Here is a 26,797-nt window from a genome sequence, read left to right on the forward strand (position 1 = left end):
GGAGCCGTACCCACGCAGGAACAATCCCCTCAGATCGGGGACTCGTCCGCCAAGCAGCGCGAACAGTTCCGGGTAGGTTCGCGACGGGCCGGGAACGCCCGATTTTCCTTGAAAATCAAGGCAAAAACGGGTATACAAAATTTGTACGGCTACCCTCTGGCCTGAGCGTCGGCACGGCGCAAACGGAGAAAGGAGGGCTTGCCATGCGGAAGATCGTTTTCGCTCTATTCGTCGCAATGGCCCTTGTCCTGCTGCTGGCGGCTGACGTCAGATAGCAGTTGACCCCGGCCCATTCGCGGTGGGTCGGGGTCGTAAAATGTGAATCGCGTTTGGTAGCCGTACACGGGGGCGCAAACCGCGCCGTGCCAGCCTCGGTTTCTGTTACCAGCAGGAACCGGGGCTCCCTTTTTATATAAGTCCCTTCGCTGACCTTGGCAAGTCCCGTCAGGGTCGCGCTCGGACAAGGTAGCGCACGGCTTGGTTCACGGGGCGATTTTCTTCCGCTGTGGGGACAACGCGGGATATGTTAAGATCCCATCCTCCGTTTCCCTTGTTCGGAGAATTTCCATTGGAGTTACCAGAATTGTAATCACGCGAAACGGGTTCAAACGCGCCCGATCCTCCGTTTGCAAGCCAAAGCCAGACTCCAATGTTTCCTTGAATATTCCTTGTCGCATCTCCCTGCACCTGTCCCAACGCTCCACTGCTATGAGTAGTGGACGTATAGCCCACGGTGGAGCCGTTGTTCTGTGCATGGTTCTGGGAGCCGTACCCACGCAGGAACAATCCCCTCAGATCGGGGACTCGTCCGCCAAGCAGCGCGAACAGTTCCGGGTAAGTTCGCGACGGGCCAAGAATGCCCGATTTGCCTTGAAAATCAAGGGAAATCAGGATATATAGTTTTTGCACGGCTACCCTCCGAGCGTCGGCACGGCGCATGACTCCCGCAAGGGTAAAGGAGGGTATCAGCCATGTCGCGTCTGTTTTTGATCGCGCTCTTCGCGCTGGTACTCGTCCTGCTTCTGGCGTCTGACGCCATATAGCGGTTGACCCCGTATCAGGTGCGATCTGATACGGGGTCGAAAACGGTTAAAGCTCTGGTAGCCGTGTGGAAGGGGGCGCAAACCGCACCGTGCCTGCCCCGGTTTCTGTTGGTCGCAGGAGCCGGGGTTTCCTTTTTATATAAGCCCCTTCGCCGCCCTTGACAAGTCCCGTCAGGGACGCGCCCGTACGAGGTATCGCACCGCCCAGTTCACAGGACGATTTTCGTTCGCCGTGGGAACTTGCCGCGAAATATCGAATTTAACATAATAGCCAGACGGATCATTCTCTGCTCCGCCCGTATGAGAAAACCCTCCTTTGAAGAACACTCCGCTAGAATGTGCGCTTGCCTGATCATCTGACCCAAACGTACCAGTGATATTTCTGATTGCATCCCCCTGCACCTGTCCCAGCGCCCCACTGGCGTGCGTTGTGCTGGTGACGCCGACGGTGCTGCCGTTGTTCTGCACATGGCTCTGGGAGCCGTATCCCCGCAAGAAAAGTCCCCGCAGATCCGGCACCTTTCCACCCATAAGCGCAAACAGTTCCGGGTAGGTTCGCAACGGGCCGTGAATGCCCGATTTTCCTTGAAAATCAAGGCAAAAACGGATATACAAAACTTGTACGGCTACCCTCTGGCCTGAGCGTCGGCACGGCGCAAACGGAGAAAGGAGGGCTTGCCATGCGGAAGATCGTTTTCGCTCTATTCGTCGCAATGGCCCTTGTCCTGCTGCTGGCGTCTGACGCCAGATAGCAGTTGACCCCGGCCCATATGCGGTGGGTCGGGGTCGTAAAAAGATAGTCCGTCGGTGGTAGCCGTGCACGGGGGCGCAAACCGCGCCGTGCCAGCCCCGGTTTCTGTTGGTCGCAGGAACCGGGGTTCCCTTTTTATATATGTCCGTTCGCTGGACTTGGCAAGCCCCGTCAGGGCCGCGCTCGGACAAGGTAGCGCACGGCCTGATTCACGGGGCGATTTTCTTCTGCTGTTGGCACTGCACGAGAAAGATCAAACATGGTCGTATGCTTGGTGTAACCTCCGCTTCCAATGCCAAAATATCCGTCAACATAAGACCAAAATGGCCCTGTCGTTCCACCATTTGCCATTCCCATTGAAAAAACTGTTCCCGTGACGTTCCTGATGGCATCCCCTTGCTGTTCTCCCAGGCCTGCGGAATTTCCACCATGCCCTCTCAGGAACAGCCCCCTCAGATCGGGGACTCGTCCACCCAGCACCGCAAACAGTTCCGGGTATCCTGATGCCTCCGTCTGCCGACAAGGTAGAGAGGAGGAAATCGGATATGGAGATTCGGCATCAACCGTACCGGAAAAAAGGGCAATGGGTCGTCTACTGGCGGAGCGCATGGACGGGAGCACGGCATCATCAGGGGTTCCCGTCGGAAGCCGCCGCACGGGAGTTTGTGGATTCCCTGAACACAGTCCTTGCCAGGGAAAAGGAACTCATGGCCAGGCGTCGCCGCAGGGAGCGGGCATCATGCCCGCGCATGACGGTGGAAGAGCTTTTTCAGCGATACCTTTCCGTAGCGTTGTCCAATCGGACAACGGCAAAGCAGGCGGCATACCATGCCGCGCATATCCTCACGCTTTATGGCTCGCGCCAGGCAACGCGCCTCACCAGCGCGGACATGCTCCAGTTCATGGAAATCCAGAAAGCGCGGGGCCTTTGCCAGGCGACGATCAACCGGCGCATCTCCATCCTGCGATCCGCGCTCAATTGGGCGGTGAAAATGGGCATCCTGCCGCAAAATCCCCTGTCCGGCCTGCGCCTGCCGCAGGCCCGCCCCCAGCGCATGGCTCCACCGACGCCGGAAGAACTGCGCCGCATCTTCCATGCGGCGGAACCTCACGTCAGGCGTGTGATAGTCCTGGGAGCCTACTGCGGGCCGCGCATAGGCCCAAGCGAGCTTTTCCGGCTCCGCTGGAAGGATGTCGATCTGGAGAACGGCATCATCCGCATGCCCAACGCCGCGAAGGGCGCGAAAGAGAGCGCCCGTGAGCTGCCGATCCGGGAATCCCTCCTGCCCCTGTTACGGCAATGGATCGACGAAGACATGAGGAACGGGGCCGAGCACGTCGTCCACTGGCGGGGCCGTCCGGTACGCACCATTCATCGGTCATGGCATACGGCCTTGCGCCACGCGGGGATCCACCGTCGGATCACGCCGTACTCGCTGCGCCATGCCTATGCGACCTATTCCGTACAGGGCGGCGCGAAGCTCAAGCCGTTGGCCAAACTCATGGGGCATCGGAATGAACTCATGATCCTGCGGACATACCAGCATGTGCTGGACAAGGATGAACGGGAAGCCGTGGAAGCCATGCCCGATGTTCTGCGGCTGGGACGACCGGCCAAGGCAGGTGGACGAGAAAAAGCCGTCAGACACCGGAGTCCGACGACTTTCCCCATTCCCGCACATTTGCGCTCAACGATGAGCTTGTGGGTTTCATTCTGCCTATCTCAAGGAAAGGCCGAGAAGAGCGCATCCAGTGGCAATACCGCCCAACGCAACGAGCGAACGAAAAACCCAGGCTCTTTTCCACCACTTTTCCCCCTCTGAGGGAGGAACGGCAAACTCTCTGGCCGCCCAGAACATGGCCACAACCGATCCCACCAGGATCAGACAACCAGCAACTGGGCCGACCGGAACCTGCAAGATGGTGGTGGATGGCGACAGTCTACCCGAAGCGATGAAAAAACCCGTCAGCATGGATAGGGAAGCTATTCCAAACGAAAGAACGATTCCCAGAAGGACTGCGCCAAGGAATTTTTCCCTTTCCATGCCAGTTTTCACATAGCGGGCATATTCGTTCGCGAACGCCCTGGTTCTCGCTTCCATTTCCTTTGGCAGATCCTTGCAGAAGGTTCTATACCAGTTCAGAGTGGCAAAAATTCCCCAAATTTCGTCATTATCACCGATGTCCAACTTTTCCTTGAAGCGCAGAATGACTTGGCGCTCCTCAGCATCAATTTTTCTTCCGCAAAGACTTTCATACTTCTGGAGGAAACTTTCATCACTCATGCTGCTGCAACCCCGGAATACCATCAAACACTTCAAAGCAGAGTTTTCTCCATCTCTTCAACTCACAACGTTCGCCGAGAGAAAGATTTTTTATCCCATTACCAATTGAAAGTCTTTCGTTGGAAATACTTTCAGCAACACGATCAGCCATTTCGGGAAAATCAAAAACTCTATTATCTTTTTTGTTATCCTCAAGTTCTTTCTTTTCAGAAGATGAGTTAAAAAATGAAAACTTTTCTTGATTCCCAAAATACAAATTTCTCACAGCAAAAATTTTTGCTGAAGAAAATATTCTTTTTAGATCACTGAATTTATTCAATGAATCTCGCTGCCTATTCAGGAGCCAGAAAAAAAACATCTCCCTTTTTAGTTCAGGAAGACCTTCAAGCAGTATCGGCCCGTATCTCAGCGTTCCATCAGTGTTGTTTGCCGCTGAATTGATGACAACATGATGATCTCCATGCTTTTCGATGAAACTCAAAATTCTCAGCCATTCAGACGAAGAATCCAAATCAACAGTCGTTGTGGCGATTGTTCCGCTATCATTCTCAAATGCCAAGAATAAATCCCTATTTTGCATATCAGCATCAAAAAGCAAAACTTTTTTGTTTTTTGAAAGCAAATACTCAACAAGGATGAGGGAGAAAAGACTTTTTCCAACGCCTCCCTTGCTTCCACCAACATAATAAATAGGAAGTCCCATCACATATTCTCCTCAATCTGTTTATTCTCATTTATGGTCAACAGCTCAGTCTGAGTTTCCGCTTCTTGCCTTTCAGGACGCTTTCGAGATTGTTTCTTTTTTCGCTTTGAAAGATTTGTCTTGAGAAAAAATACCGGCATATTCACGCCCTGCTCGGCAAGTGTTGCCGAAATTTCTTTTAAGTCATATCCCTTTTCGAGAGCTTCCTTAATTTCTTCTTCCATTTCAAGAAGAGCCATATCTCTCTTGATATAGGATACTTTTTGAGGAAGTTTTTTCAGCGCATTTTTTGCCGCAATAATCGCTTCTTCAGTAAACTTTGTTTCACCACGTTTCATATTATTTTCCTTTTTTAGAATTCATTCAAATTCGGCTTAACATATCCAGTTGTGGATATATCTTCTTTTTCAAAATTTTCACGGCGTGTATCACCATTTAAGGTAGATTTTTTGCTTGCTTGAAACATTCTTGCTAATTTTCGATAAGGTATCGAAATACCACACTCCTGAAAGATAGAAGAAAGCTCTTTGAGAGTGTATCCTCTCTGGATTGCATTTTCAACTTGCTCCCGCAAAACTTCAATTGGCTCTCCTCTTGGAGGAAGTTCAGCAAGCTTTCTTCTGATGGCAGAAATTTTTTCAGTGTCATAAAGAGTTTTTTGCATTTCAGCACTCACTGCTAGCGATTAATTTTTTTAACAAGCTCTTCTTTTTTAACTAACTCTTTTGCTTCATCTTCCTCCTCATACTTTTCTGAATCAACCAAAAGAAATTGTGTCACTCTTTTCCTTGGAGACATAGAATCCTCTCTTTTTATTTGACACTCGGTGAGCATTTTGAACGCCAAAGGCGTGTCTCTGATTGACACTCGTTGACACTCGGTGAGCATTTTGAACGCCAAAGGCGTGTCTCTGATTGACACTCGTTGACACTCGGTGGGCATTTTGAACGCCAAAGGCGTGTCTCTGATTGACACTCCTATAGCACGGAATTGACATTGGGTGCAAGATTCCAGTCCATCATGTCCCATGATTCATCTGGCAGGATGGTAGCTGGCTGCCACGAGCAGCCAGCTACCATCCTGCTGGGGGCTGCGCCCCCAGACCCCCAAATGCTCGGAGCTCCGCTTCTCGCATTTTCAGAGCCGCCGTTTCACGGCTCCCGATTCGGAGCGTCGCCTTGCTCCTCCCCTCCTGGTGCGGGTTCCCGCGCTGGTCTACTGTCTTCCTTTCCAGTATAATCAGGCGATGGAGGTGTTTATGAAAAAAGTGCCAACGCCAAACCGGATCAGGCAATATCACAAGAGGCGTACCGTACGCCTGAGTATCGAAGACGAGGAGCAAATCAAGCTTCAGGCCGAATGCGCGGGACTGTCTGTTGCGGAGTTCATGCGCCGCCGTGCCTTGGGAAAGAAAATCGTGCCGCACACGGAGCTTGTGATAGTTTATGAGCTCAGACGCATGGGAGGACTACTTAAGCACAATTTTGAAACCCTGAGAGCGGCGGATGCCCCCTTGCGTGTAATTGCGTTGCAGGAAAGAGTGTTGTCAAAAATTAATCAGACAATCGAGGTCATCGCAAAAAATTATGATTATTAAAAAGGTTGAGTATGATGAAGAACAGAAGAAGATGCAAAAGGCGAAGAGCGCCCGCAAGCAAATCAGTCATCTTGTTGACTACATCTGTGCGCCGCACAAGGTGAATATGGAGGAAAAGCTTGAGTACGCGGGATGCCGGAATCTGGAAGGAGACACGCACGCTTCCCGAAAGATGGAAATGGTCTCACTGGCTGAAAAGTCCGTCCGCAGCAAAATGCCTGTCTCCCACTGGATCATGTCCTGGGAGGAAGATGAGCAGCCGACGCCTGAACAGATAGATCGATGCGTTGACATCTTTCTTGAGGAAATGGGATTGCAAGGCCATCAGGTCATCTTTGGTGTGCACAGGAATACCAGGAATATACATCTGCACATCGCGGTTAACAGGATGAATCCCAAGACGTTGAAAGTCATCCAGCCTCACAAGGGGTTTGACAAGAACGCCGGGCATCGCCTGATGACGAAAATCGAACATGAGCAGGGATGGAAGCAAACCGGCATTTCCCGGTATGTCATGCTGGAAAATGGCGAGATAGTCAGAAGAAAGCGTGAGCCTGAAATCAAGCCAAGGCAAAAGGCTCTGGATTTTGAGCAGGCAACGGGTGAAAAATCCGCACAGCGCATTGCTCAGGAAAAAGGGCATGAGATCATAGCCAATGCCAAGAGCTGGGAAAAACTTCATGCGGCACTTGAAGATGTCGGACTTCGCTTTGAGAAAAAGCACCGTGGGGCTGTTATCTGGGTTGGCGACGTCGCTGTGAAGGCTTCCAATGTTGACAGGCAATTCAGCATGTCGAAGCTCTGCAAGCGATTGGGAGAATTCCAACCGGGCGATTACGGAGAAATCGCCAAGCCACCGCCGGAGCCCGTATCCACGGTGAATCAGGAAGAATGGCAAGAGTATCAGGAAGCGAAAAAAGCGAACAGAGAGAAGAAAAAAAAGGATGAGGTACAACGGAATGCACAAAAAGAACTTGATGTATATGATGAACCGTCACAAAAACTCAAGGGATGGGCCGTGAAGGAAGAAAATGTGCCGAAGCTTGCATCCTTCATGGAGATAGTGAAAAAAACGGAGAAGACATATGGAAAGCGAAAACCTTGTACCTCGACCAACGATCATGGCCTACGGCCTCTCTCCCAACACCGTTTGCGTGCATTGTCAGAATGCCGTCTGGCATATCCTGAAGGAAAAAAACAGAAAAATAAGTCTGCGGGTGTTTTGCCAAGTCATGCATGCGCTGATCGACGGGAACATCAAAGCCTGCGACGGCCTGATGGTCTCGCAAGACGAAGAAAGCGAGGAAAACGAAGAGGCTTAGCGACAAGGGCTATCCCGTCATTCAAGGATTGGCTTCTGCTCAAGGGGCTGAGGAAGCAGGCCGATCTCTGGCGATACCGCGCCGTCCTCGAAAGGGACGACGCCACAAAACAGGAGTCACTTGCAGCAACGGAGGAGACCGTTGCCATGTGCAAGCAAGCTGAACTTTTCAAGCGATACGTTTATGCCGTGCAGGCGGAAAGGGTTCGCGTCACCTGCATGAGAATGTCCGAAGACGGAGAAAAGCGAGCCTTCATCCTCGACAAGCGAAATGGCGAAACGAGGGGCTTTTCCCCCAGGGAAGCTCTGGCCAGAATGGATGAAATGCGCCGCATCCAGTCGCGCGGTGAAAACATTTACTACACACCTCTCTCACACGATCGTCATCATATCCTGATCGATGACATGTCCGCGCAGTCCGTCAACAAGCTGCGTGCCGACGGATTCCAGCCGGCAGTCATTCTGCTGAGTTCTCCGGGAAACTTCCAGTGCATCCTCACCATCCCCAAGCTGGGGACGGAATTTGACCGTCAGGTCGGGAACAGGATCACCGAGCTGCTGAACAGGCGGTACGGCGACAAGAAACTTTCCGGCTGCATCCATCCGCACCGCGCTCCGGGCTTTGAGAATCGCAAGCCCAAGCACAGGAGGGAGGATGGCGGCTATCCCGAAGTCAAACTGATCGCGGCCACTCGCGTGGAATGTCCAAAGGCGCTCGCTCTTTCTCAGCAGCTCAACAGCAATCTGGAAGAGGAAGACAAAAAGGCAAGGGAACGCGCCGCCCGTGTCAGAACGGCTACTTCATTCGTGGGCACTCCGGGAAGCCCCATTGCCGCCTATCACGCCCATTTCAACGACATCAGTCGCCACATGGCCGTCGAGGACGCTTCCCGCGTTGATGCCATGATTGCCATACGCATGCGGGCCACTGGCCATTCCCAGGCGGACATAGCAGCGGCCATTGAGCAATGCGCTCCGGCCATCAGGAATGGAGAAAAACGCAGGAACTGGCATGATTACGCCGAACGGACGGCGAACTACGCCTTCGGCTTCGCCGGGGACAGGGAACTGATCCAGCGGGAACGTCTCGTCCCCTTCTGGAGGCGTGTTGAGGGCATCCAGCCTCCGGTCATGACGCCACAGGATCAACAAAGACGGGAGTCCGCACCGGGGGAACAAGCTAAACCGTCTCCCGCCTCACCACGGCCACGGCTCCGCTGACGCGTCACGGGGGGACACATGGCCCCCCGTACCCCCTCATCCATCAGGCCGCGCAATCTTTCGTCCTTCAGGGTGCGCACCCGCGCATCAAGCGTGCCAAAGCCTCGGCTGCGCTCGTTTTGGCACGCTTGCAAACCCTTCGGACAAAAGCTGCGCGGAAATCCACATCATCCGGGGGATGATGAAAATCCTGGCGGAAGGGCTTGCGCCACCATCCACCTTGTCTCCCTCCCGACTTACGCGGGGAGGAGCCGTCAAGGGCAAATCCTCCCCGCTGGTCGGGGAGGGAGACACACCCCCGCCCCCTTCGGGCGAAAATACAGGAGGATGCCATGCAGCTCACAAACGCACAGGAACGCGCCTATGACCAGGCCATCGCCATGATTCATGACCGGGCCGAAAGCATAGCCCAGTCCCGCCATTTTGCCCAGGCTGTCAGGGAACGCGACTACGTTAAAATTTAGAATCTTGATTTTTTGGATTGACAAAAAATCAAGTTTCAGGTAGATTGCATTTAACGAAAGCGGGGGAATCTCAAAAAAGGAGAAAGAGCCATGAAAGCGCCTGCCATTGATCGCAAGTACCTGGAAAGTGATATGGAAACAATTTCTTTTGTCCGCTATCCCGGATTTTCCATGATGCACAGGGAGTACAACGACAAGCGGATGGTGATGGCTTTTGCCCACCACATCCGCAGGCAGGCTGCCATGAAGTACGGATGTAAGCACACCGAGATCTTCTTTGGAGAGTGTCTGAGCATGGCGTGGCGTACGCACAAATTACTAAAGGGGACGGACGGGACTTTTGGCTGGGTACGCTTTGCGAACAGGGACCTATCACGCCCAGGGGATCGGTATAGCTGGGCGAAGGTGTCCAGACGCACCGTAACGGTTTCCATAGCCCCCCAGCCGATGACTACCGCATACGCTGAGGAGATGGCGGCCTTTTGCGCTCGCTTTGGCGCGGCAGTGCCCGCTCGCGGGCAACGTGTGATCATCAATTTTTAAAATAGGAGAAAAGCTCATGGAGTCCAAGGTTGCTGAGAAAATAGCAGGATGGGGAGGGGAAAGGGTCGGCGCTGGCCGCCCTAAGGGCGCGAAAAACAAACATCCCAACATAAAGAAAGAAAAGCGCCTGCTAACTATGCGGGCCGAAGTATGGGCGCTAGCCGATTCCCTGATGGCGCGGAAAAGACTGACTCGACCACAGTTTTTTGAGCAGGCCGTGTATACGCTGGCGCAAGAGGAGACCGAGGATGCCGACTAATCCGCTTCGCCCCTTGGTGGCGCTCATTGATTTTAACGAAACGAGGAAAACAAAAGGAGAAAGTCATGGTAGATCGTGGAGTTGAGTTAAAAAAGATGGTTGACAGGCTTATATCGAAAAATGGGGAAACTGCATTATACACAAATGGTAAGGATGTGATTTCTTTAGGTGAAATGCGCAGGCGCATTGATGAAAAAAGGATTTTTTATAACGACGTCTATGGGCATTACCGGCATTATAGTGAACTTGAAAATTCCATATTTGAGGTTGTAGGAAGTTCTTGCGACTACAGATTTCCTCCCGCATGGAGGAAAGTGTATAAGAACGACATTGAACTTTGTCGTTTTTATATAATCAAAAGAGGTGAGGCAAACGAGTGCGGAGAAGTCATTATTTCGCCGCAGGCTACTGATCTCGAAATACGCAAGGCACTTGAAGAGGCAGGAATTTCTCTTCCAGAAAAAATTTATATCGACAGGAACAGCTACAGCTATCAAGGATGGATCTCAATTTTTGACTATGACCCCTATTTCCCTTTTGACCCACATCATCCTGTTGAGCATCCACATAAATACGAAGAACCTATATACAATCTCGTGCAAGAGTGAAGGTGCGGCAAGATGAAGAAAGCGTCTGTCCATGTCCAAAACATGTTAATTATGCCGATGCACTTCAGGCATATAAATGCCGCAACTGGTGGCGAAACGAACAGGGCCGCAAAAATGGGTCTGGCAGAGGCCCATTCTTTTGACGAGATTTGGCAACTCAGGGACGGGGAACTGCTCCCTTTGCAGGAAGATGAAGAATAAAAGACCCCGCTTCTGACGAAAGCGGGGCCGGTACAGGGCGGCAGACAGGGGATTTGATTCCCTTCAATGGGGCCGGGGCTGCCCAGCAGCCCCGGAAATGCCTCTCTGCACAAAAATGGGACCCATTCCGACATATACGCTTTGTCGTCCTGCATGCGCTTCAGTTCACGCAAAACGGCATCATGGTCCCGACGCACGAGTTCCAGCTCATCCGCCTGCGGGAAGCCCTCCCCAATCTTGGCTTCCACTGTGACGCGTTCAGCAAGTTCTTGTGAGCGAGCGTTTGCGCTTCCAGACCTGATCCAGCCGTTTGTCTAGGTAGTTGTCCACGCGCTGGAAAAAGCCGGAAAGGCTGAACGCCTCGCCGAAGACATAGCGCAGATTGGCCGGGTAGCGCACCGCGCCCGCGCCCTTGAGCGTGAACAGAAACACATTGTCGTCGGATCGCTGCTTCAGGACTTCGATCTCGAAGCCGCAGTACGTCCCGACAGGGAAGCCCTTGCCCAGGATGCCCAGCGGAAGCTGGTTGATTTGCGTCTTGAAGCGTTCCTGGATCTTTTTCTTGTCGTCCTTCGCATCAAGCGGTCTGCCCTCAACGAAAAGTTCCTGATGGATCTTTTTCTCGCCCTTTTCCACGTCGTAGCGGGTATGTGTGTCCCGAAGCGCAAGCGCGTCCTCGTGCAGCTTGCGGGCGGCATCAAGGCGCTCTTCAGCGCCCTGACGATGCTTCAGACGATCCCGCAGCCGGTGCTGCGTCCGCTGACGCGACACGGGGGGACACATGGCCCCCCGTACCCCCTCATCCATCAGGCCGCGCAATCTTTCGTCCTTCAGGGTGCGCACCCGCGCATCAAGCGTGCCAAAGCCTCGGCTGCGCTCGTTTTGGCACGCTTGCAAACCCTTCGGACAAAAGCTGCGCGGAAATCCACATCATCCGGGGGATGATGAAAATCCTGGCGGAAGGGCTTGCGCCACCATCCACCTTGTCTCCCTCCCGACTTACGCGGGGAGGAGCCGTCAAGGGCAAATCCTCCCCGCTGGTCGGGGAGGGAGACACACCCCCGCCCCCTTCGGGCGAAAATACAGGAGGATAATATCATGTCTCGTGAACTGTTCCTGTCTGATTGCAGGAACTGCCGACCTTGTGTTGGGGTTCTTGCCGACGGCTGTCCCCGGTATGCGTACTGGGGGGAACCGCAATCCTCGGCGGACAGCCCCCATTACACGGGGGTGACCACCGAGGAAGAGCTGCGGGCAAGGGCCGAGGAATACCCCGGCGGCAGAGCCGATACCGCTGTGAGAGCGGCCGACCGCTTTCATCGCCTTTTCCGGTCAGCTATTTTTTGAAAAATAGTTGATTTTTCAATGCGGGGCAGCTATATTGTTTTTTCGGACGAAGGAGGAAAGATGCCTAACCCACGCCCTGTGCAGGCCCTCCACGCCCTAACGAGGGATTACCCCTCGTCCTCGTTGGGGTATTGGGTCAACAATTTTTGGGCGGGACGCGGTAAAGACGGTCTACCTGACTGGCCGCCCTATATACTCCTGCCGATGGCGGCTTGGTATGCCATCGCGAGTGAACGCCTAGCCGCCGGCGGCGAGCTGACAGTATCGCAGGCTGGCGAGATCTCGCGACTGGCGGCCATCGGGGCCTGGCGCTACAGCCAGGGGATATACCGTATCGCCCCAGAGTTAATGACCGCCCTGCTGGATAGTCCTCCAGAGGGGAAAATCCCCACGGATGTGCTGCATCGCCTACCGGAATGGTCTATTTATATTGAGACTCCCGGTATGCGCTGGCGAGAGATCCCCCAGCATGGCTTTTGGGCTCATCTGGAATGGGATCCAACTGATGAGCATGAGGAACTTCGTCTGCTTTTGGACACTGAAGGTGGACTACTTCCCTACCCTTTGCATCTTGGGGGCGATATGGACGCGGCGCTTGCTGGCTTTTTGGCCCAAGCCCAAAAATTTGGAGTGGTGGATCCCCACGAAGACGCTGCGATTCGTGGCGAGGCCAAAGAACTGTCGCGTCTGCTCTCGCTTGTGCTTTATCTGTGCTCGGATGCTCCAGAGATAGACGGTGGCGCTCCCGGCAAATCGCCCCAACATCCCCGGCCCACACGCATCAAGGGAGGCAGGAAACTTTTCCCCGCTGCAGGCCCCACAATCTGGCATGTGGGGCGGGAAACAGCAGCGACATTGCGAAAATCCACGCCGCTGCCGCACAGCATGACGGAGCGCACACTGCGTGTTCACCTGCGCCGTGGGCACTGGCATGGCTACTGGACAGGCCCGAAAGCGAAAGCGGGCGAAACGCCGCAAAAATTTTCTTTGCGGTGGCTGTATCCGCTCATTGCTGGAGGGAAAAAGAGGAAGCGCGACGACGATAGCGGCACTGAAGGCGAAAAATGAGCGAAGGGCGACTTGCGCGAGACGGAGCTGAGGCTACAAGCGGAAATAGAAAAGGTAAAGGCTGAAATCCGGGCGACGGAGCTTCGCCTTCTCAAGTGGCAGATTGGAATTGGTCTTGCTCTTGTAGCCATCATGGCCAAGGGCTTCGGCTGGCTGGGCTTCTGACCCATCCCGGAATACAGCGAAAAGGGCGGCAAGTTGCCGCCCTTTCTCTTTGTCCTTCCACCTTCTCCGGCTACCCTGGTCGGAACGAGGAGCTGGAGAATGCCAGCCCGCGCGGGACGCTGGACATGTCGGAAGCGGGTGGATCCCGCCGATCCCGATCATCCGTGGGCGCGGCGGAAGGCTCTGCTTCCGTATCCTCCCGTTCCCCGCCGGGAGTCGCCATGCCGGCGGATTCCCGCTCCGCCCGCAGATCTTCCAGCGTCATGGGAACCCATTCCGACACATACCCCTTGTCGTCCTGCATGCGTTTCAGTTCGCGTATCACGGCATCGTGGTTCCGGCGCACGAGCTCCAGCTCATCCGCCTGCGCGAAGCCTTCCCCAATCTTGGCTTCCACTGTGGCGCGTTCGACAAGTTCCTGCTGGGCGAGCGTTTGCGCTTCCTCCCAGACCTGATCCAGCCGCTTGTCCAGGTAGTTGTCCACGCGCTGGAAAAAGCCGGACAGGCTGAACTCCCCGCCGAAGACATAGCGCAGATTGGCCGGATAGCGCACCGCGCCCGCGCCCTTGAGCGTGAACAGAAAATCCTTGGTGTCGGATTGCTGCTTCAAGACCTCAATCTCGAAACCGCGATATGTCCCCACAGGGAAGCCCTTGCCCAGGATGCCCAGCAGAAGCTGGTTGATTTGCGTCTTGAAGCGTTCCTGAATTTTTTTCTTGTCGTCCTTCGCATCAAGCGGCCTGCCCTCAACGAAAAGCTCCTGATGGATCTTTTTCTCGCCCTTTTCCACGTCGTAGCGGGTATGCGCATCCCGGAGCGCAAGCGCTTCTTCATGCAGCTTGCGGGCGGCATCAAGGCGCTCTTCAGCGCCCTGAAGATGCTTCAGGCGATCCCGCAGCCGGTGCTGCGTCCGCTGGTGCTGGGTGTGCAGGGCTTCCAGCTTGCGCAAGTCGGCGGCAAGCTGCACCTGCATGAGGATCAGCGGATTGCCGGAGGCCGCGGCTTTCATTTCCGCCGCCGTGGCGGCTTCGCTCTGCACGTCGTCGATGACGCGCTGGAGCAGGTCGCCCTTGCGGAACTGCTCGATGGCGGCAGCCTTGTACTCGATGGTCTGCCACATCCGGGCGTCATAAGTCTGCTTTGTGGCGTAGTAATTGACCTCGACCTTGAAGTTTTCCCGGTCGGCCTCGTAGAGCTTGTTGCCCTGGCGGATGATACGCCCATTGCGCTGCTCAAGGTCGGACGGCCGCCAGGGCGCGTCCAGATGATGCGCGGCCACAAGCCGTTCCTGAATGTTAGTTCCCGCGCCCATCTTGCTGGTGGATCCGAGCAGGACACGCACCCGTCCGGCGTTCATGTCCGCGAAGAGCTTCGCCTTGCGCATGGCGGTATTCGCCTCATGGATGAAGGCGATCTCCTCGTCGGGGATGCCCTTTTCCACGAGCTTGCGCCGGATGTCGTCATAGACGGAGAAATCCGCCTGCCCGGCAAGCTGCTCGTCCATATCCGGCACATGGAGAACATCATCATCATCCCCTTCAGGCACAAGCGTCCCGTCAATGTCCAAGCTCGCCTCCAGTTCAAACGACGGCTTGTCGTCCATCTTTTTGCGCTGTTTCGGCGTGGAGAGATCGCAGAAGACAAGCTGCGTCCCCCGCACGCCCGCCGTGTCCCGCCATATCTCATGGATGCGCTCCACGGCCAGGTTGACCTTGGAGCCCGCGAAGTCATCCGCACGCGAATCAACCAGCCGGAAATCCAGCCCGGCCTTGCGGGCGTCATTGGTGATCTTCAACGGGTTGTCGATGCGCGAGTCAGTCGGCAGATACTCCATACGTCTGATGATCGCCTCCATATACTTCGCCTGTTCCGGTGAGCGTTCGGCCACGACGTTCCGGGGCGCACCATCCTTGACCGGCGGCGTCAGCGGAGGCCCGCCGGCCTGCCGTTCCTGTTCGTCGAGGTCGTTTTTCGTCACCACGTCCGCGAAGCTTCTGTACATGGAAAGCAATTCCGGCACATTCTGGAACTTGGCGAAACGGCTTTTCAGCTTGTAGTTCACTCCTGTGGCGTCAAGCTCCCAGCCGTTGGTGATCTGGCCATATGTGGACGCCCAGGCGTCGAAATGACCAACCTCCTTTTTTTGCAGCTCGTCGTACTGGAGATAGCGCTGGAGCGTAAAAACCTCGGCAATGGAATTGCTGATGGGTGTTCCCGTGAGGAAATACACTCCGCGCCCTTCATGCTTTCGTTGCAGATAGCGGCATTTGACGAACAGGTCGAACGCCTTTCCCGACCCCGTGATGTTGCCCAGACCGGAGACGTTCATGCCCGTCTGGAAAGCCAGATTCTTGAATTCCTGGGATTCGTCCACAAAGAGCGCGTCCACGCCGAGATCGGCGAAGTCCACGGCTCTGTCCTTTGCTCCCAGCCTGGACATGAGCTCATCGTAGCGCGTCTTGAGACGTTCCCGCTGCTTTTCAAGCTGCTTGATGGTCGCCCGCGAGCCGCCGTTTGCCTTCGCCTCGCTGATGGCTTCCATCGCCGCCTCGATCTGCTCCGTGAGGATTTGCCGTTGTTCTTCTTGCGGCATCTCGATCTTGCCGAAGGAGCTGTGCGCGACCACCACGGCGTCCCAATCGCCCGTGGCCACACGGCTGAAGAAACGCTCCCGGTTCTTTTTCTCGAAGTCCGACTTGTCCGCGACCAGGATGTTGGCATCCGGGTACAGCTTGTAGAACTCGTCGCGCCACTGGTACGTCAGGTGATTCGGGACGACGATCATGGGCTTTTTGACAAAGCCCATGCGCTTGGACTCCATCGCCGTGGCGATGCAGGCCAGCGTCTTGCCCGCGCCCACCACATGGTCGAACAGCGCCGTTCCCTCCTGGATGCCGCGCCAGATGACGTTTTTCTGGTGCGAACGCAGCTTCACGTCGGGATTGGCATGGATCAGATCCATGTGCGCGCCATCATACCTGGGCGGCACATGGGTATTGAACCGCTCATTGTAGAGCTTCACCAGTCGCTGGCGGCGTTCGTCGTCCTCCCATATCCAGTCCCGGAACGCCTGCCTGATCTCGTCCGCCTTCTGCATGGCGGCCGCCGTCGCTTCCTGATCCAGTTCGTAAACAGGATTTCCGTGTTCGTCACTTCCCGACTCTTTTTCCACCTTGATGGGCCGGTGCGTAAGCAGGGATTCAAGGATTTTTTCAGCGGAGTACTCCGGCGTCCCCCAGACGCTTGTGTTCAGGGTGCGGTCAAAAATCCGCACCTTGGCGTCCCACTTCCCGACCAGCGGATGGTAGTCCACGCGAACGTCGCCGAAGTATTCCCGGCCCTGTCCGATGACTTCCACGATGAAGCGCCTCATGTCTTCCGGCGGAACCCATGTCGCGCCGAACTCGATGCCGATGTCCACGGCTTCCACGTCCGGCGGCAGGACAGCCTCCAGCGCCGAGACGTTCACGGCAAACCGGGAATCGTCCCGCGCGGCCTCCCGCGCCTGATGGAGCTTGCCGCGCACGTTGCCGGAAAGGTAGCGTTCCCGGATCTCCCAATCCCCGGACACGGGATTGAGATAGACCAGGCCGTCCCGCTGGAGCTCCGTCTGGACATCCTCTTTCGTCTTGCCCACCAGCTCCGCGATGCGCGGGAAGGAGACCTTGCCCGTTTCACGCAGGCAGATCAGCATGGCGTCATGGACGGTATCCGCGCTGGTGGTCAGCCTGGCCGGTTCCAGCACCCGGCGGCTGAAAATGGCCGCCTTTTCCGCCGAGGGCTTGCGGGGCTCCCTGCCCGTCCGTCTGGCCATCTCCGGCGACAGCCCCCTGTCGTACTTGAGTTCCAGGGACTGCACCAGCGCCGACTCCGGGTCTTCCCGGAACAGGGAGCGGTTCAGCGTGGAATTGAGCAGGCCGTATTTCCTGACAAAGGCGTCATAGCGGGAATTGAGCTCTTGCCGGAGATCATTCAGCAGGGTTTCGTCGGAATCGCCGTCCTTCTCGGCATTGAGCAGGCCGCGCAGGACGTCGCGGATGCTGATAATGCCCGCGAGCCTCTCCCGTTCCGAATCACGCTTCAGCGGGACGGCCTCGCAGGCCGGCGCTCCCATGTATCCCGCCGTCTTGCGCACGATCTTCCCGTCGCGCGGATCCACGCAGAGCGCATCCGGCTTGAGCGAGCGGAAGTACGCGGAATCAAGGAAGTCCCTGTTTTGGGGAGTTTCCTCAGACAGGGAAACGGCTTCCGCTTCCTGGCGCGGCGTGAAGACGTTCTCCGGCAGGACGGCAAGCCGTTGCCGGATCTCCTCGCCCAGGTCGATGCCGTCACGGGCGACGCAGCTGATCGCCTTGGCGAACGCTCCGCCCGTGATACGCAGTTCGCCGATCATCTGTTCGGGATGCGCGAGGAAGTAGCTGTTGACAGGCTGTTCCTCCCAGCACTCCTCCTTTTCATTCCAGACACGCGCCGCGTCTGTCTCCACCCACTGACGATCCCTGGGGCCGTCCGTTTTCTGGAAGAAGACGATGTCCGAGGTGACATCGGTCAGGGCGTTTTCCTTGAAGGCGGTATTGGGCAGACGGATCGCGCCCAGGAAGTTCGCCTGCGAGGCGATGCGCTCGCGGGCGCGGCTATCCCGCGCATCAAGGAAGAAGCGGCTGACCACAAAGGCCGCGATGCCGCCGTCGCGCAGCGAGTCGATGCTCTTGGCCAGGAAGTAGTTGTGGATGGAGAGATCCCGCAGATCCGGGCGCTGGGCGTCAAAGAGCCGCTGCGAGCCGAAGGGCGGATTGCCCACGGCAAGATCGAATGTGCCCTGGCGCAGGCCCACATGCTGGAAACCGTTCTCGACGATTTTTGCTTGAGGATAGAGGTATTGGGCGATTTGCGCGGAAATGGGATCCTGTTCGACGACGCGCCATTTCACGTTCAGGGAGGACGGGCACAGGCCGATGAAATGCCCTATGCCGGCGGATGGTTCGAGTGCGTGCAGGGGGGATGTGTCTTTGCCTATGCCCAGCCGGGCAAGGCCATCATAGATGCCGCGAATGACGGTCTCGGACGTGTAGTGCGCGTCCTGCGTCGATCGCCTGGCCTGGGCGTACTCATCATCCGTGAGCATGCCGCGCAGGGCCGCGTTCTGTTCGGCCCACGCGGCATGTTTGGGGTCAAAAACCTGCGGCAGCCCACCCCAGCCCACATAACGAACCAGGATGTCCTTTTCCGCCTCGCCGGCCACGGCGATGCCGTTGTCCACCAGCTTTTTGAGCTGTTCGATGGCCCGCAGGTTGTCGGCCAGCTTGGAGCTTGCGCCGCCTATGCCAATGGTGCCCAATTGGATGCGGAAGTTCTCACGCGGGTATCGATCCCCATCAGTTCGAGGATCTCCCACTGGCTGTAGCCCCGCGTCTGCATTTCCGCCGCCGTGGCCGAGGCCAGTGCGGCCCCTTCCAGCTCCTGCTGCTCGTACAGGCGATCCAGAACCAAGGTGGGATCCCAATACTCCAGCTCCTTCAGCTCGTCCGGCTGGTTGAGCGCCCAGCGATCCAGGATCAGGTAGCCCGTCCGGTCGATGTTCTTCTTGTCCGCGCGCACCATCCGAATGGTTTCCGGTTCCAGAACCCGGCTCGCGATCTCCAGGGGGAGTGTTTGACGATCCAGCATGTTGTCCTCCGAAAAGGGGTAGTGATGTTAACGAGAAGGCGGCACGCTTTTTTTCAAGCTCTTTTTCACGCTCGCGTTCCCGGAACGCGGCAAGCTCTTCCCGTGTCAAAAATTCATATTTCCGCTTGCGGAAAAGAGCATCGGGCGAATCCTTGTCGCCGTCCGCCACGCGCCAGGTAAACGGCTTCTCGCTGTATACACGGGAGCCGTCGGGTTGCGCGTATACCTTAGCCCCCTTCAAGTTCACGCCAAGCGGCACATCATCCTTGCGGGCTTCCTCCCGCAGTTCTTCCACCTGATCGGCCATCAGGTCGAAGAGCGTCATCTGCCGTGGATCCAAAGATGGTTTCTTTCGGGCCATCGCATTCCTCGCCGGTTTGTCCCGCCGCCAGGCGTTCGCAAAGCTTGGCTATGCAGGAAGGGCTCACTCCGTACTCGCCCGCGATGACCGCCAGGGTGTCGCCATTCCGCCGTCGTTGCAGAATGGTCATATGCGCATGAGGGGGAATCTTCGAGGGACGGCCGCAGTGGACACCCAATTCTCTGGCCTTGGCCTGTCCTTCGCGCCGCCGTTCCCGGATGAGGGAACGCTCGAATTCCACACATGCGCCCACGACCTGGAAGAGCAGGTTTTGCAGCGGGGAGTCGTCTCCATTGAAGATCAGGCGCTCGTTGTGAAAGTGTACTGTCACACCCTTGCGCGTCAGGCTGCGCACAAGGCGCAGCAGATCCGCAAGATTGCGGGCCAGACGGTCGATGCTGTGGACGTGCAGCGTGTCACCTTCACGCAGATACTCAAGACAAGCCTTCAGGGCCGGGCGGTCGGCATCGCAACCGCTCGCGGCGTCGCTGAAAACCTTGTCGAGCGGAACCTGATCAAGTTGCCGCGCGACATTCTGCTCAAGGGTGCTTACCCGGATGTAGCCGACGCTCGCCATGCGAGAAACCATCCTCCATGTGTTGTTGAAAAAGCATTAAAAGCTTTTTCAAAAGTTGTCAAATGAATTTTTCCAAAACTTTTTCCAAACCGGGAAGCCGCATGTTTCCGTGCGGGCTTCCGTTTTGAAAAAGGTATACCTTTTTCAAATAGAACCATCGGCGGAAACTCCCTGAACAAGCAAGCCGACATCCAACTACCCCATTCGCTGGAAGCGGCCGTCTCGTGGAGCTTTCCCGCTTTCCATCTCCACATCCTCATGTCGAGACGCATCCTTGACCAGACGCAGAAAATCCTTCTGGGTCTCGATTTCGCTTCGCGCCATGAGCTCAAGGAAACTTCCGTCATCTTCATGGGCTTTTTCCAGAGCGGCTACGTAATCATGCCGCAGAACAGGGGGGATGACGACAGGAAGATAGCCCCGCTGGATAAGCAGCACATTCATTGCCAGCCGGGCAATGCGCCCGTTTCCGTCGGAAAAGGGGTGGATGAACACAAAATCCTTGTGAAAGCGTGCCGCGGCAACCAAAGGATGCAACGTCTCCCTTTCTTCAGATGTACGAGCCAGCAGTCCGCGCATCCGGCTTTCAACTTCTTCCGGGCGCGACACAGGATAACGCGATCCTGAAATGAACACGGGAATCCGCCTGTACACTCCAGCTACCGCGTCATTTTCAAGGCTCCCTTTCAGCATACCATGCAGCGTCAACAAGTCTTGTTCAGTGATCCCGGAATGGCGCAGCAGGGAGAACATATGATCATAGGCTTGACCAAGTCCGACAACGGCGAACGCATCCCTGAGCGGCTTTCCCCCGGCGGTCAGACCATCCTCAAGAAGAATCTTGGTCTCGGAAAGGCTGTACGAATACCCCTCAAGGGCATTGGAAGAAAACACCGTGTCCACGCGGTAGAACTTCTGGATCTCCCGCAACATGGCCTCATCCTCAAAGGGGCGGTAACGGTTGATTCGGCCTTGGTATTCGTCAATTCTTCGCAAAAGTTCGGAAAGCATTTCGACTCCTGTTCTTACTTGGCCAGTTCTTCCACGGCGCGGGCCACAAGAAAGCAGGTCTCCGCCTTGAGCAGCACATCCGCCTCCGGCGTCGCGTCCCTGTCCCGCCTGGGCAGCTTCAGGCCGGAAACGCCCAGCGCGGCATCCAGGGTGAAGGGATACGACGCATACGGTTCGCTTTCGTCCCCTTCGTGGAAATGCAGACAGAGCGCCATCTTCTGGATGGTCAGACCATTTTCCAGCGCCTTCTCCGCTGTCTCACGGTCGTTCTTGACGGACACAGCCGCCCGCGCCTCATCCTGTTCGGAACCGGCCAGCGTCATGACATAGCCGTCGGGCTCGATCCGCGCCCGCACGCCGTCCACGTCCAGCTCATGCTCCTCATCGGTGAAGACCTGTGAGAAGAACGCGGGCAGATCGCCTGTCGGAACGATGGGCTCCGGCGAAACGCCGAAGGTCTGGGAGAACATTTCCAGCGTGAGTTCGACCAGGGCCTCCGACGTGGTGGAAAGCAGCAGGCGTTCGGTGGACATGTCCCAGAGGCAGTCCACCAGGGTGGGCAGCCATTCCGTGCGAGAGGTCACGTCCGCCGTGACGGCTTCCTTGAGGTCTTTTTTTCGCTGCGCGGACACCTTCCCGTCCGGGCTTGCCTCCGCTTCTTCCCGCAGAAGTTCGGCCAGCCGGAGCCGGATAGCCGCGCCGGACGGCTTGCGGCTGTCCACGCGCAGGGAAAAGGCGAGGTACTGGCCGTGATCAATGCCCAGGGAAAAATTCACGTCCAGCGGATCGCCAAGGCCCACCCAGCCTGCGCGCCTGCCATCCTCACGCGGCACGGGAGGCGTGTCGCCGAAGGCGTTCATTTCCAGTTTGGTCTCCGGATCGGATGCCTGCGCGGCCTTGAAAATCCGCATGGCCGTTGTTGTCGTCATGAAGCCTGCCATAATGATGCTCCTTTTTGTTGACGTATTGAGAAGTTAGCCTTTCTTCCGCTTCCTGGATTTGTCTTTCAGGCAGGAAGCGAGATCTCCCAGGTAGATAACCCCTCCGACTCTTTCAAGATTGCCGTCACCCCTCAACCGCTCCGCAAGCGTGGCAAGGTCGATGGGCTTTTTCGTGTCGTACATATCCCTCATGGTCTCGTACAATATTTTGTGCGCCAAGAAATGAAAATCATCAGGAGATACGGTTTTCAGCAAGTAAAACAGGGAGTCTGGATACCACACCACGAGCCCCAAGATTCGCTGTTCCCAATTGATGAGGGCATTTTCGAGAACATCTCCACGTGCGGCGCCCTCTTCATGCTGGGATGAGGGCTTTTCAGCCGCGATTTCTTGAACCGCATCATTGGTGGTTTCACTTTTCTTGCGCCCCATATTTTTTTTCCTCATTTGATGATTGTTTGCCATTTTGCTCCGCAAGCGCCTGCCGGAAGACATTCAGCAGCTTGCGAGCGGCGGATGAGGCTTTGCGGGAGACTTGAGAGTTGGATGGGCCACGGTGCTGCTCAAGAGAAACGCCACCTCTGTTCCCAATCCGTATACCCAGGGTAGACCTTTTCCCATCGGGCTCTTTCAGAGCGAAGACTCGGTACGCGCCCTCATGACAAAGCTGAGCGTAGCCGCCGACACAGTGTGACATCTCATAGCCTTCTCTGGCCAGAGCCAGGCTATCCATGAGAGGGGTACAAACGATGCCGTCAATAACGGTTTCCGGGAGAGGGGAATCCCATTGAAGCAACCGTTCCTCCCGCTCCACCTGTTCAAGATGCATGAGCCCGATGCGTCTGTGCCAGTCTTCAGACCTGCGCACCAGAGAAGGCCAGGAGGCGTTTTTGTCCGGCAGCCCCCGGCCAAAACCTTCCAAAAGGAGGTAGTTCGACATATCCAACAGTTCTGACTGCAAATCGTGCCTGATCCATTGCCGCACGGCGGAAAATCCCTTCTCTTTCCACATCTGGGCACAGAATTTCAGAAGGACACGATAGAGCTGAAGGACTGGCGGATAGCCTTTGGGAAACCTCGTATAGTTCGCGGATCGAATAATTGCCACATATGCGTAGACCGGCGCGTGGATGCCGCCGCAGTTGGCCAGGGCCAAGTCCTCAATGACGGCATTGTTTCTTGCGGACACCCATTCACGGACAATCGGCAACGACGCCCTGGACAGCCAACGCCACGGAGCGGCTGACTCGAAGCTGTGTATACGGAACAAGCCTTCAACTCGAATAGGGCGGCGATCAAGAGCTGTGCTTTTTCGCCCGTCCCTGACCCAAAGTTTGCGTGAGAAGAGGTCATCCCGCCCCCATTGACTCGGATTGATCATCGTCAGAATCGGGAGCAGGTTACGGCGTTCGGCAGCCACCTTCAGCAGGGCCTGCCGATGTCTGGCATATTGCAGATATTCCGAGATAGACCATGTGTACCGGCGAATACAGAGCAATGCGGAAAGCACCTCGCGATCAACAAAATGATCCCACCAGACGGCACGCAGCGTTCTGGCTCCAGAATTCATGGAAGCCGTTGAAATCAGCCCCTTATTTTCATCTTCACCAAAATATTTTTTAAAAATCGCATGGTATATCCATTTTGCTTCTCTCTCTGGGAAATCCTCAGCGCCGGAAGCGCGAATCGCTGCCCGGAGAGCGTCCTTGCACAGCCGCACCCCCCACCCAAGAGATTGGCTTCCACTCCCAATGGGGGCAAAGGGAATGTCCGGCAAGTCGCTCAGTCCATCCGTTTGAAGCCACTCCGCATCGCGCAAATTGAACCTGAAGGTATGCAATGCGCCATCAGCTTCCAGCTCAATCCTCCAAAGATTGCAGATCGTCAGACGCTTCAGACCGTTTTCATCGGAAAAGGTGCACATGCGGAGCAGCTTGTGGCTGACGATGAAATCTTTCGCCTGTCGAAAGGTTTCCAGCAGATACTTCCGCCCGAAGAGGGTGGAACGCGTTTTTTTCCCTGCGCGCGACATGGGAGCTTCACCGTGCACCGTCATGCCTTCATCCCCATCACAGCATGGGCTCATTCATGCGCCCGCGCACGATGATCCCCACGATGGCTTCCCGCGCCGCGGCATCGCCCCGCCTGGCCTTCCGGGCCAGCTCCATCGCCTTTTCAAGCTGGGCCGCCGTGAAATCGCAGGACGCGAACCGAATCCCCTCCAGCACCCAGGTGGGCGTGGAGCCGATGACGCCCGCGCCCGCCAGCATGTCGCCCATGACGGTTTGCACGGACTGCTTTTCCAGCACGGCGCTGTACTTTTCCTGTGGAATGGCGGCTTCGGACAGCGCCCGCAGCAGCGCGGCCTCAAAAGGACGGGGAATGGCCAGCTCCGTTCTGGGGAGGATCTCCTCCCAGAACATGACGGCGGCGGACGCGGAAAAATGCTTCAGCGCCTCGAAGGCCAGCGCCTTCTTCAGCCCTTCGCCCCCGGCGGGCATGTGGCGTACCACGATGCGCCATTCCGGGTGCGTCTGTTGCGCCTGAAACGCTTCGTGCAGACCGCAGAAACGGCATTCCGGGCTGACCCAGACCTCGACGGCATTTCCCGCGTCTCCGGCGGGCTTCCCGTCAAGGCAGACACGCGCCGCGTCTCCGGCTGTGGCCCACGGGGCCGCCATGTCCTTGTCCAGGGTCGCCCGGACATCCCGCTCGACCAGGGTTCGTTCAGGCGTGCCCGCCCAGGCGGATCCCGTCACAAGGCACAGGGCAAGCGCCCAGAGGAGGGAAAGTCTACGCGGCATGGCCAGCCTCCTTTTTCGTCCCATCGGCGGCATTCTTCGTTTCCTCCTTCGGTTCCCGCAGCAGTTGCAGGAACTGCGGCACGCGAAGCTGCGCGTTTTTCAGGCTGGGGCTGGCATAGAACATATCGCCGCGCACGACCTGCCCTGAAAAGACAAAGTGCGCCTCACCCTCGATCTGCTCCTGCAAGTCCCGCAGTGCCACGCGATCCTCATTGTCCACGGCGGTATCCTGCGTGTCCAGATAGCCGGATCCGCGATCCTCCCGCACCCTGTAGCCGGTGCTGCGGATAACCGTCGTCTGCCCCGCCTGCCCGCGAATCAAATCCCACGTCTTTTCGGCGTCCTGCATCTTCATAAAGACTTTGATGCTCGTGTTGGCCACCATCTGCTGCGCTCCCTTCTGGTCAGCCTCAAAGATGCCAGCATAATCCTGGCTGGCCACAATGGCCGCGATGCCCAGACCGCGCCCCTGCGTCAACACGACCTCGAAGCCCGGCGTTACGATGGCGGCGTACTCGTCCACGATGCAGAGATACGGCCCGATGCCGATGGCATCCGTGGGCAGCGATTCCAGCACATCGGCGGCCCCACCCTCGATGTTCGCGCCAAGGCCCACTGAGCAAGCGTTGCGGATGGCGGACAGACTGATCTTGCCGAGACTGGCCAGTTCCGCCTGGGACTTCTCCAGCGAGGGCAAAAGCACCACGAGGATACGGCGCTGCATGATGGCATCGGCGAAGTCAACTTCTCCGTCTTCCGCGCCGTAGATATGGGAGTAGGTATCCGTCAGACTGGACATCGGCTTGCCGAAATAGCTCTGCGCGTAGCCGAACTGCTCCGCGAAAGACTGCGGCTGCTTGTCGTCCGGTGATTCGGCCAGCCAGCCGCAGGTGTTCAGGGCCGCCCTGATGGATGCTCTGGCGGCCTCCCCAAGTCGCTCGTCCCTTGCCAGCTTGACACATGCTTCCAGCGCGAGGTGGTCACGGATGGTGCTGGTGGAAAGCTTGATCTCTCCCTTGTCCCGCAGGTCAACGAGAGCATACATGATCCCGGAGATGAGCGCCTGTGCCTTGTCGGCAAAAATGGAGTTGGCCCCATCCGAAGCGGGCATGAGGGAGACAAGGAGCTGGGTCAGCGCCTCGGCGCTGCCTGTGGTGAACGGGTTGTTGGTGTTGGAAAGACGGCGCGGCGACTTGCCTTGCGCCTTGCCGCTCGTCCCGTAATTGAGCGTGCGGAAGTCGTCTTCCCGACCAAGGAATCGGGCCATCTGCCAAATTTGGAAATCCAGTTTCGGGCTGGCCTTGGGGTCAATATAGAAGAGCCCGCTGCCCGTGGCCAGCGAATTGTAGGCCAGGGAGACGAGTGTTTCCGTCTTGCCCGCGCCCGTCGTGCCGAACAGCAGCGTATGTGTCAGCACGTCCTTGGCCTTCAGCCAGAGCTCCTTCCTGTCTGGAAACTGGTTGCCCAGAAAGAAGATGCCTTCCGGCCTGGCATAGCCGCGCCTGCCCGGCAGAGGATCCCCCCCGTCCTCTCCCGGTTCGCCGATGGGCATGCGGAACGGCAGCCGGCTGCGCCCGAATTTCAGCCGGTACGCCGTGGGCAGGAAAAAGAGCACGCCCAGCAGAAACAGCGGCAAAACCAGCGCCGGAAAAACAAGGAGACACACCCCCGCCCCCCCCATGCCGATGAGCTGGGCATTTTGCCCCTTGAGGACATCCAGCGCCTTTTCCAGCGGCGTGCGCACGTCACGGAGCAGTCGCTTGCGATCATACGCCTCGGCATCTTCTATGCCACGAACCTTTCGTTGTATATCCATTTGACCTTCTGACTTTTTGTTTTTCTGTTTATAAACTCAAAATA

23 protein-coding genes and 1 pseudogene are annotated in these 26,797 nt (G+C 56.6%); 9 read left to right on the forward strand and 15 right to left on the reverse strand.

Annotated elements, in window-relative coordinates; all coding sequences use genetic code 11:
- Nucleotides 1-2,003: 2,003 nt before the first annotated feature.
- The gene (locus tag Q0J54_RS02370; protein WP_296303720.1) at nt 2,004-2,225 is read right to left on the reverse strand and encodes a hypothetical protein; all 222 of its coding nucleotides are present in this window, start codon (nt 2,223-2,225) and stop codon (nt 2,004-2,006) included.
- Nucleotides 2,226-2,543: 318 nt separating this feature from the next.
- Between Q0J54_RS02370 and Q0J54_RS02375 the strand changes: the two genes are divergently transcribed.
- Nucleotides 2,544-3,617 (forward strand): site-specific integrase, encoded by a 1,074-nt coding sequence (locus tag Q0J54_RS02375; protein WP_296303722.1) that lies wholly within the window; start codon nt 2,544-2,546, stop codon nt 3,615-3,617.
- On the opposite strand, the gene Q0J54_RS02380 is transcribed toward Q0J54_RS02375, so the two are convergent.
- The 4 genes from Q0J54_RS02380 to Q0J54_RS02395 are packed head-to-tail and all read right to left on the reverse strand — an operon-like array spanning nt 3,513 to nt 5,446.
- Entirely contained in the window at nt 3,513-4,079 is a 567-nt protein-coding gene (locus Q0J54_RS02380) for a hypothetical protein (RefSeq protein ID WP_296303723.1), read from the reverse strand. The genes Q0J54_RS02375 and Q0J54_RS02380 overlap by 105 nt on opposite strands.
- On the reverse strand, nt 4,072-4,782 hold the full coding sequence (locus Q0J54_RS02385; RefSeq protein WP_296303725.1) for an AAA family ATPase: 711 nt from the start codon (nt 4,780-4,782) through the stop codon (nt 4,072-4,074). The genes Q0J54_RS02380 and Q0J54_RS02385 overlap by 8 nt, the downstream gene beginning before the upstream one ends.
- The gene (locus tag Q0J54_RS02390; protein ID WP_296303728.1) at nt 4,782-5,120 is read right to left on the reverse strand and encodes a hypothetical protein; all 339 of its coding nucleotides are present in this window, start codon (nt 5,118-5,120) and stop codon (nt 4,782-4,784) included. The genes Q0J54_RS02385 and Q0J54_RS02390 overlap by 1 nt, the downstream gene beginning before the upstream one ends.
- Nucleotides 5,121-5,134: 14 nt before the next feature.
- Complete coding sequence (locus Q0J54_RS02395) at nt 5,135-5,446, reverse strand: hypothetical protein (RefSeq protein WP_296303730.1); 312 nt, start codon at nt 5,444-5,446, stop codon at nt 5,135-5,137.
- A gap of 594 nt (nt 5,447-6,040) precedes the next feature.
- Here Q0J54_RS02395 and Q0J54_RS02400 point away from each other — a divergent pair.
- From Q0J54_RS02400 to Q0J54_RS02430, 7 genes are all read left to right on the forward strand, one after another.
- Nucleotides 6,041-6,379: a hypothetical protein gene (locus Q0J54_RS02400; protein WP_296303732.1), complete on the forward strand. Its 339-nt coding sequence runs from the start codon at nt 6,041-6,043 to the stop codon at nt 6,377-6,379.
- The gene (locus tag Q0J54_RS02405) at nt 6,369-8,921 is read left to right on the forward strand and encodes a DNA-primase RepB domain-containing protein (protein ID WP_296303733.1); all 2,553 of its coding nucleotides are present in this window, start codon (nt 6,369-6,371) and stop codon (nt 8,919-8,921) included. Before Q0J54_RS02400 ends, Q0J54_RS02405 begins: the two co-directional genes overlap by 11 nt.
- A 332-nt stretch (nt 8,922-9,253) precedes the next feature.
- Nucleotides 9,254-9,385: a hypothetical protein gene (locus Q0J54_RS02410; RefSeq protein WP_296303735.1), complete on the forward strand. Its 132-nt coding sequence runs from the start codon at nt 9,254-9,256 to the stop codon at nt 9,383-9,385.
- Nucleotides 9,386-9,475: 90 nt separating this feature from the next.
- Nucleotides 9,476-9,928 carry a hypothetical protein gene (locus Q0J54_RS02415; RefSeq protein ID WP_296303737.1) on the forward strand — a complete coding sequence of 151 codons (453 nt, stop codon included), beginning with the start codon at nt 9,476-9,478 and terminating at the stop codon, nt 9,926-9,928.
- A 16-nt stretch (nt 9,929-9,944) separates the two neighbouring features.
- On the forward strand, nt 9,945-10,187 hold the full coding sequence (locus tag Q0J54_RS02420) for a hypothetical protein (protein WP_296303739.1): 243 nt from the start codon (nt 9,945-9,947) through the stop codon (nt 10,185-10,187).
- 65 nt (nt 10,188-10,252) lie between these two features.
- On the forward strand, nt 10,253-10,795 hold the full coding sequence (locus Q0J54_RS02425; protein WP_296303741.1) for a hypothetical protein: 543 nt from the start codon (nt 10,253-10,255) through the stop codon (nt 10,793-10,795).
- 12 nt (nt 10,796-10,807) lie between these two features.
- Entirely contained in the window at nt 10,808-10,996 is a 189-nt protein-coding gene (locus Q0J54_RS02430) for a hypothetical protein (RefSeq protein ID WP_296303742.1), read from the forward strand.
- Nucleotides 10,997-11,254: 258 nt separating this feature from the next.
- Here Q0J54_RS02430 and Q0J54_RS02435 read toward each other — a convergent pair whose 3' ends face one another.
- Nucleotides 11,255-11,839, reverse strand: a complete 585-nt coding sequence (locus tag Q0J54_RS02435; protein WP_296303743.1) for a hypothetical protein — start codon at nt 11,837-11,839, stop codon at nt 11,255-11,257.
- Between the two features lie 564 nt (nt 11,840-12,403).
- Between Q0J54_RS02435 and Q0J54_RS02440 the strand changes: the two genes are divergently transcribed.
- Nucleotides 12,404-13,411, forward strand: a complete 1,008-nt coding sequence (locus Q0J54_RS02440; RefSeq protein WP_296303745.1) for a hypothetical protein — start codon at nt 12,404-12,406, stop codon at nt 13,409-13,411.
- 235 nt (nt 13,412-13,646) lie between these two features.
- Here Q0J54_RS02440 and Q0J54_RS02445 read toward each other — a convergent pair whose 3' ends face one another.
- The 9 genes and pseudogenes from Q0J54_RS02445 to Q0J54_RS02485 all read right to left on the reverse strand — a co-directional run bounded on the left by Q0J54_RS02445 (nt 13,647) and on the right by Q0J54_RS02485 (nt 26,753).
- A complete protein-coding gene (locus Q0J54_RS02445; RefSeq protein WP_296303747.1) occupies nt 13,647-18,914 on the reverse strand; it encodes a DEAD/DEAH box helicase family protein in 5,268 nt (1,755 codons plus the stop codon).
- Nucleotides 18,896-19,243, reverse strand: coding sequence for a hypothetical protein (locus Q0J54_RS02450; RefSeq protein ID WP_296303748.1), 348 nt, complete (start codon nt 19,241-19,243; stop codon nt 18,896-18,898). The genes Q0J54_RS02445 and Q0J54_RS02450 overlap by 19 nt, the downstream gene beginning before the upstream one ends.
- A 422-nt stretch (nt 19,244-19,665) precedes the next feature.
- Nucleotides 19,666-20,181 (reverse strand): annotated as a pseudogene (locus tag Q0J54_RS02455) (recombinase family protein); the annotation flags it as partial.
- A 195-nt stretch (nt 20,182-20,376) separates the two neighbouring features.
- Complete coding sequence (locus Q0J54_RS02460) at nt 20,377-21,192, reverse strand: Fic family protein (protein ID WP_296303749.1); 816 nt, start codon at nt 21,190-21,192, stop codon at nt 20,377-20,379.
- A 14-nt stretch (nt 21,193-21,206) separates the two neighbouring features.
- Entirely contained in the window at nt 21,207-22,133 is a 927-nt protein-coding gene (locus Q0J54_RS02465; RefSeq protein WP_296303751.1) for a hypothetical protein, read from the reverse strand.
- Nucleotides 22,134-22,166: 33 nt separating this feature from the next.
- On the reverse strand, nt 22,167-22,565 hold the full coding sequence (locus Q0J54_RS02470; protein ID WP_296303753.1) for a DnaB-like helicase N-terminal domain-containing protein: 399 nt from the start codon (nt 22,563-22,565) through the stop codon (nt 22,167-22,169).
- A complete protein-coding gene (locus tag Q0J54_RS02475; RefSeq protein ID WP_296303755.1) occupies nt 22,546-24,189 on the reverse strand; it encodes a PcfJ domain-containing protein in 1,644 nt (547 codons plus the stop codon). Before Q0J54_RS02475 ends, Q0J54_RS02470 begins: the two co-directional genes overlap by 20 nt.
- A 13-nt stretch (nt 24,190-24,202) precedes the next feature.
- Nucleotides 24,203-24,937, reverse strand: coding sequence for a hypothetical protein (locus tag Q0J54_RS02480; RefSeq protein WP_296303757.1), 735 nt, complete (start codon nt 24,935-24,937; stop codon nt 24,203-24,205).
- Nucleotides 24,927-26,753 carry a TraM recognition domain-containing protein gene (locus Q0J54_RS02485; protein WP_296303759.1) on the reverse strand — a complete coding sequence of 609 codons (1,827 nt, stop codon included), beginning with the start codon at nt 26,751-26,753 and terminating at the stop codon, nt 24,927-24,929. The genes Q0J54_RS02480 and Q0J54_RS02485 overlap by 11 nt, the downstream gene beginning before the upstream one ends.
- Nucleotides 26,754-26,797: the final 44 nt, after the last annotated feature.

Origin of the sequence: uncultured Desulfovibrio sp. (assembly GCF_944324935.1) — a bacterium.
Lineage (GTDB): Bacteria > Desulfobacterota > Desulfovibrionia > Desulfovibrionales > Desulfovibrionaceae > Desulfovibrio.

Coding starts and splice junctions, on each gene's coding strand:
- Q0J54_RS02465 (WP_296303751.1), bottom strand. CDS start 22,133: ATGGCAGGCTTCATGACGACAACAACGGCCATGCGGATTTTCAAGGCC.
- Q0J54_RS02380 (WP_296303723.1), bottom strand. CDS start 4,079: ATGAGTGATGAAAGTTTCCTCCAGAAGTATGAAAGTCTTTGCGGAAGA.
- Q0J54_RS02370 (WP_296303720.1), bottom strand. CDS start 2,225: ATGGTGGAAATTCCGCAGGCCTGGGAGAACAGCAAGGGGATGCCATCA.
- Q0J54_RS02470 (WP_296303753.1), bottom strand. CDS start 22,565: ATGGGGCGCAAGAAAAGTGAAACCACCAATGATGCGGTTCAAGAAATC.
- Q0J54_RS02425 (WP_296303741.1), top strand. CDS start 10,253: ATGGTAGATCGTGGAGTTGAGTTAAAAAAGATGGTTGACAGGCTTATA.
- Q0J54_RS02420 (WP_296303739.1), top strand. CDS start 9,945: ATGGAGTCCAAGGTTGCTGAGAAAATAGCAGGATGGGGAGGGGAAAGG.
- Q0J54_RS02410 (WP_296303735.1), top strand. CDS start 9,254: ATGCAGCTCACAAACGCACAGGAACGCGCCTATGACCAGGCCATCGCC.
- Q0J54_RS02415 (WP_296303737.1), top strand. CDS start 9,476: ATGAAAGCGCCTGCCATTGATCGCAAGTACCTGGAAAGTGATATGGAA.
- Q0J54_RS02440 (WP_296303745.1), top strand. CDS start 12,404: ATGCCTAACCCACGCCCTGTGCAGGCCCTCCACGCCCTAACGAGGGAT.
- Q0J54_RS02385 (WP_296303725.1), bottom strand. CDS start 4,782: ATGGGACTTCCTATTTATTATGTTGGTGGAAGCAAGGGAGGCGTTGGA.
- Q0J54_RS02430 (WP_296303742.1), top strand. CDS start 10,808: ATGAAGAAAGCGTCTGTCCATGTCCAAAACATGTTAATTATGCCGATG.
- Q0J54_RS02395 (WP_296303730.1), bottom strand. CDS start 5,446: ATGCAAAAAACTCTTTATGACACTGAAAAAATTTCTGCCATCAGAAGA.
- Q0J54_RS02400 (WP_296303732.1), top strand. CDS start 6,041: ATGAAAAAAGTGCCAACGCCAAACCGGATCAGGCAATATCACAAGAGG.
- Q0J54_RS02390 (WP_296303728.1), bottom strand. CDS start 5,120: ATGAAACGTGGTGAAACAAAGTTTACTGAAGAAGCGATTATTGCGGCA.
- Q0J54_RS02485 (WP_296303759.1), bottom strand. CDS start 26,753: ATGGATATACAACGAAAGGTTCGTGGCATAGAAGATGCCGAGGCGTAT.
- Q0J54_RS02460 (WP_296303749.1), bottom strand. CDS start 21,192: ATGCTTTCCGAACTTTTGCGAAGAATTGACGAATACCAAGGCCGAATC.
- Q0J54_RS02480 (WP_296303757.1), bottom strand. CDS start 24,937: ATGCCGCGTAGACTTTCCCTCCTCTGGGCGCTTGCCCTGTGCCTTGTG.
- Q0J54_RS02450 (WP_296303748.1), bottom strand. CDS start 19,243: ATGCTGGATCGTCAAACACTCCCCCTGGAGATCGCGAGCCGGGTTCTG.
- Q0J54_RS02375 (WP_296303722.1), top strand. CDS start 2,544: ATGACGGTGGAAGAGCTTTTTCAGCGATACCTTTCCGTAGCGTTGTCC.
- Q0J54_RS02475 (WP_296303755.1), bottom strand. CDS start 24,189: ATGACGGTGCACGGTGAAGCTCCCATGTCGCGCGCAGGGAAAAAAACG.
- Q0J54_RS02405 (WP_296303733.1), top strand. CDS start 6,369: ATGATTATTAAAAAGGTTGAGTATGATGAAGAACAGAAGAAGATGCAA.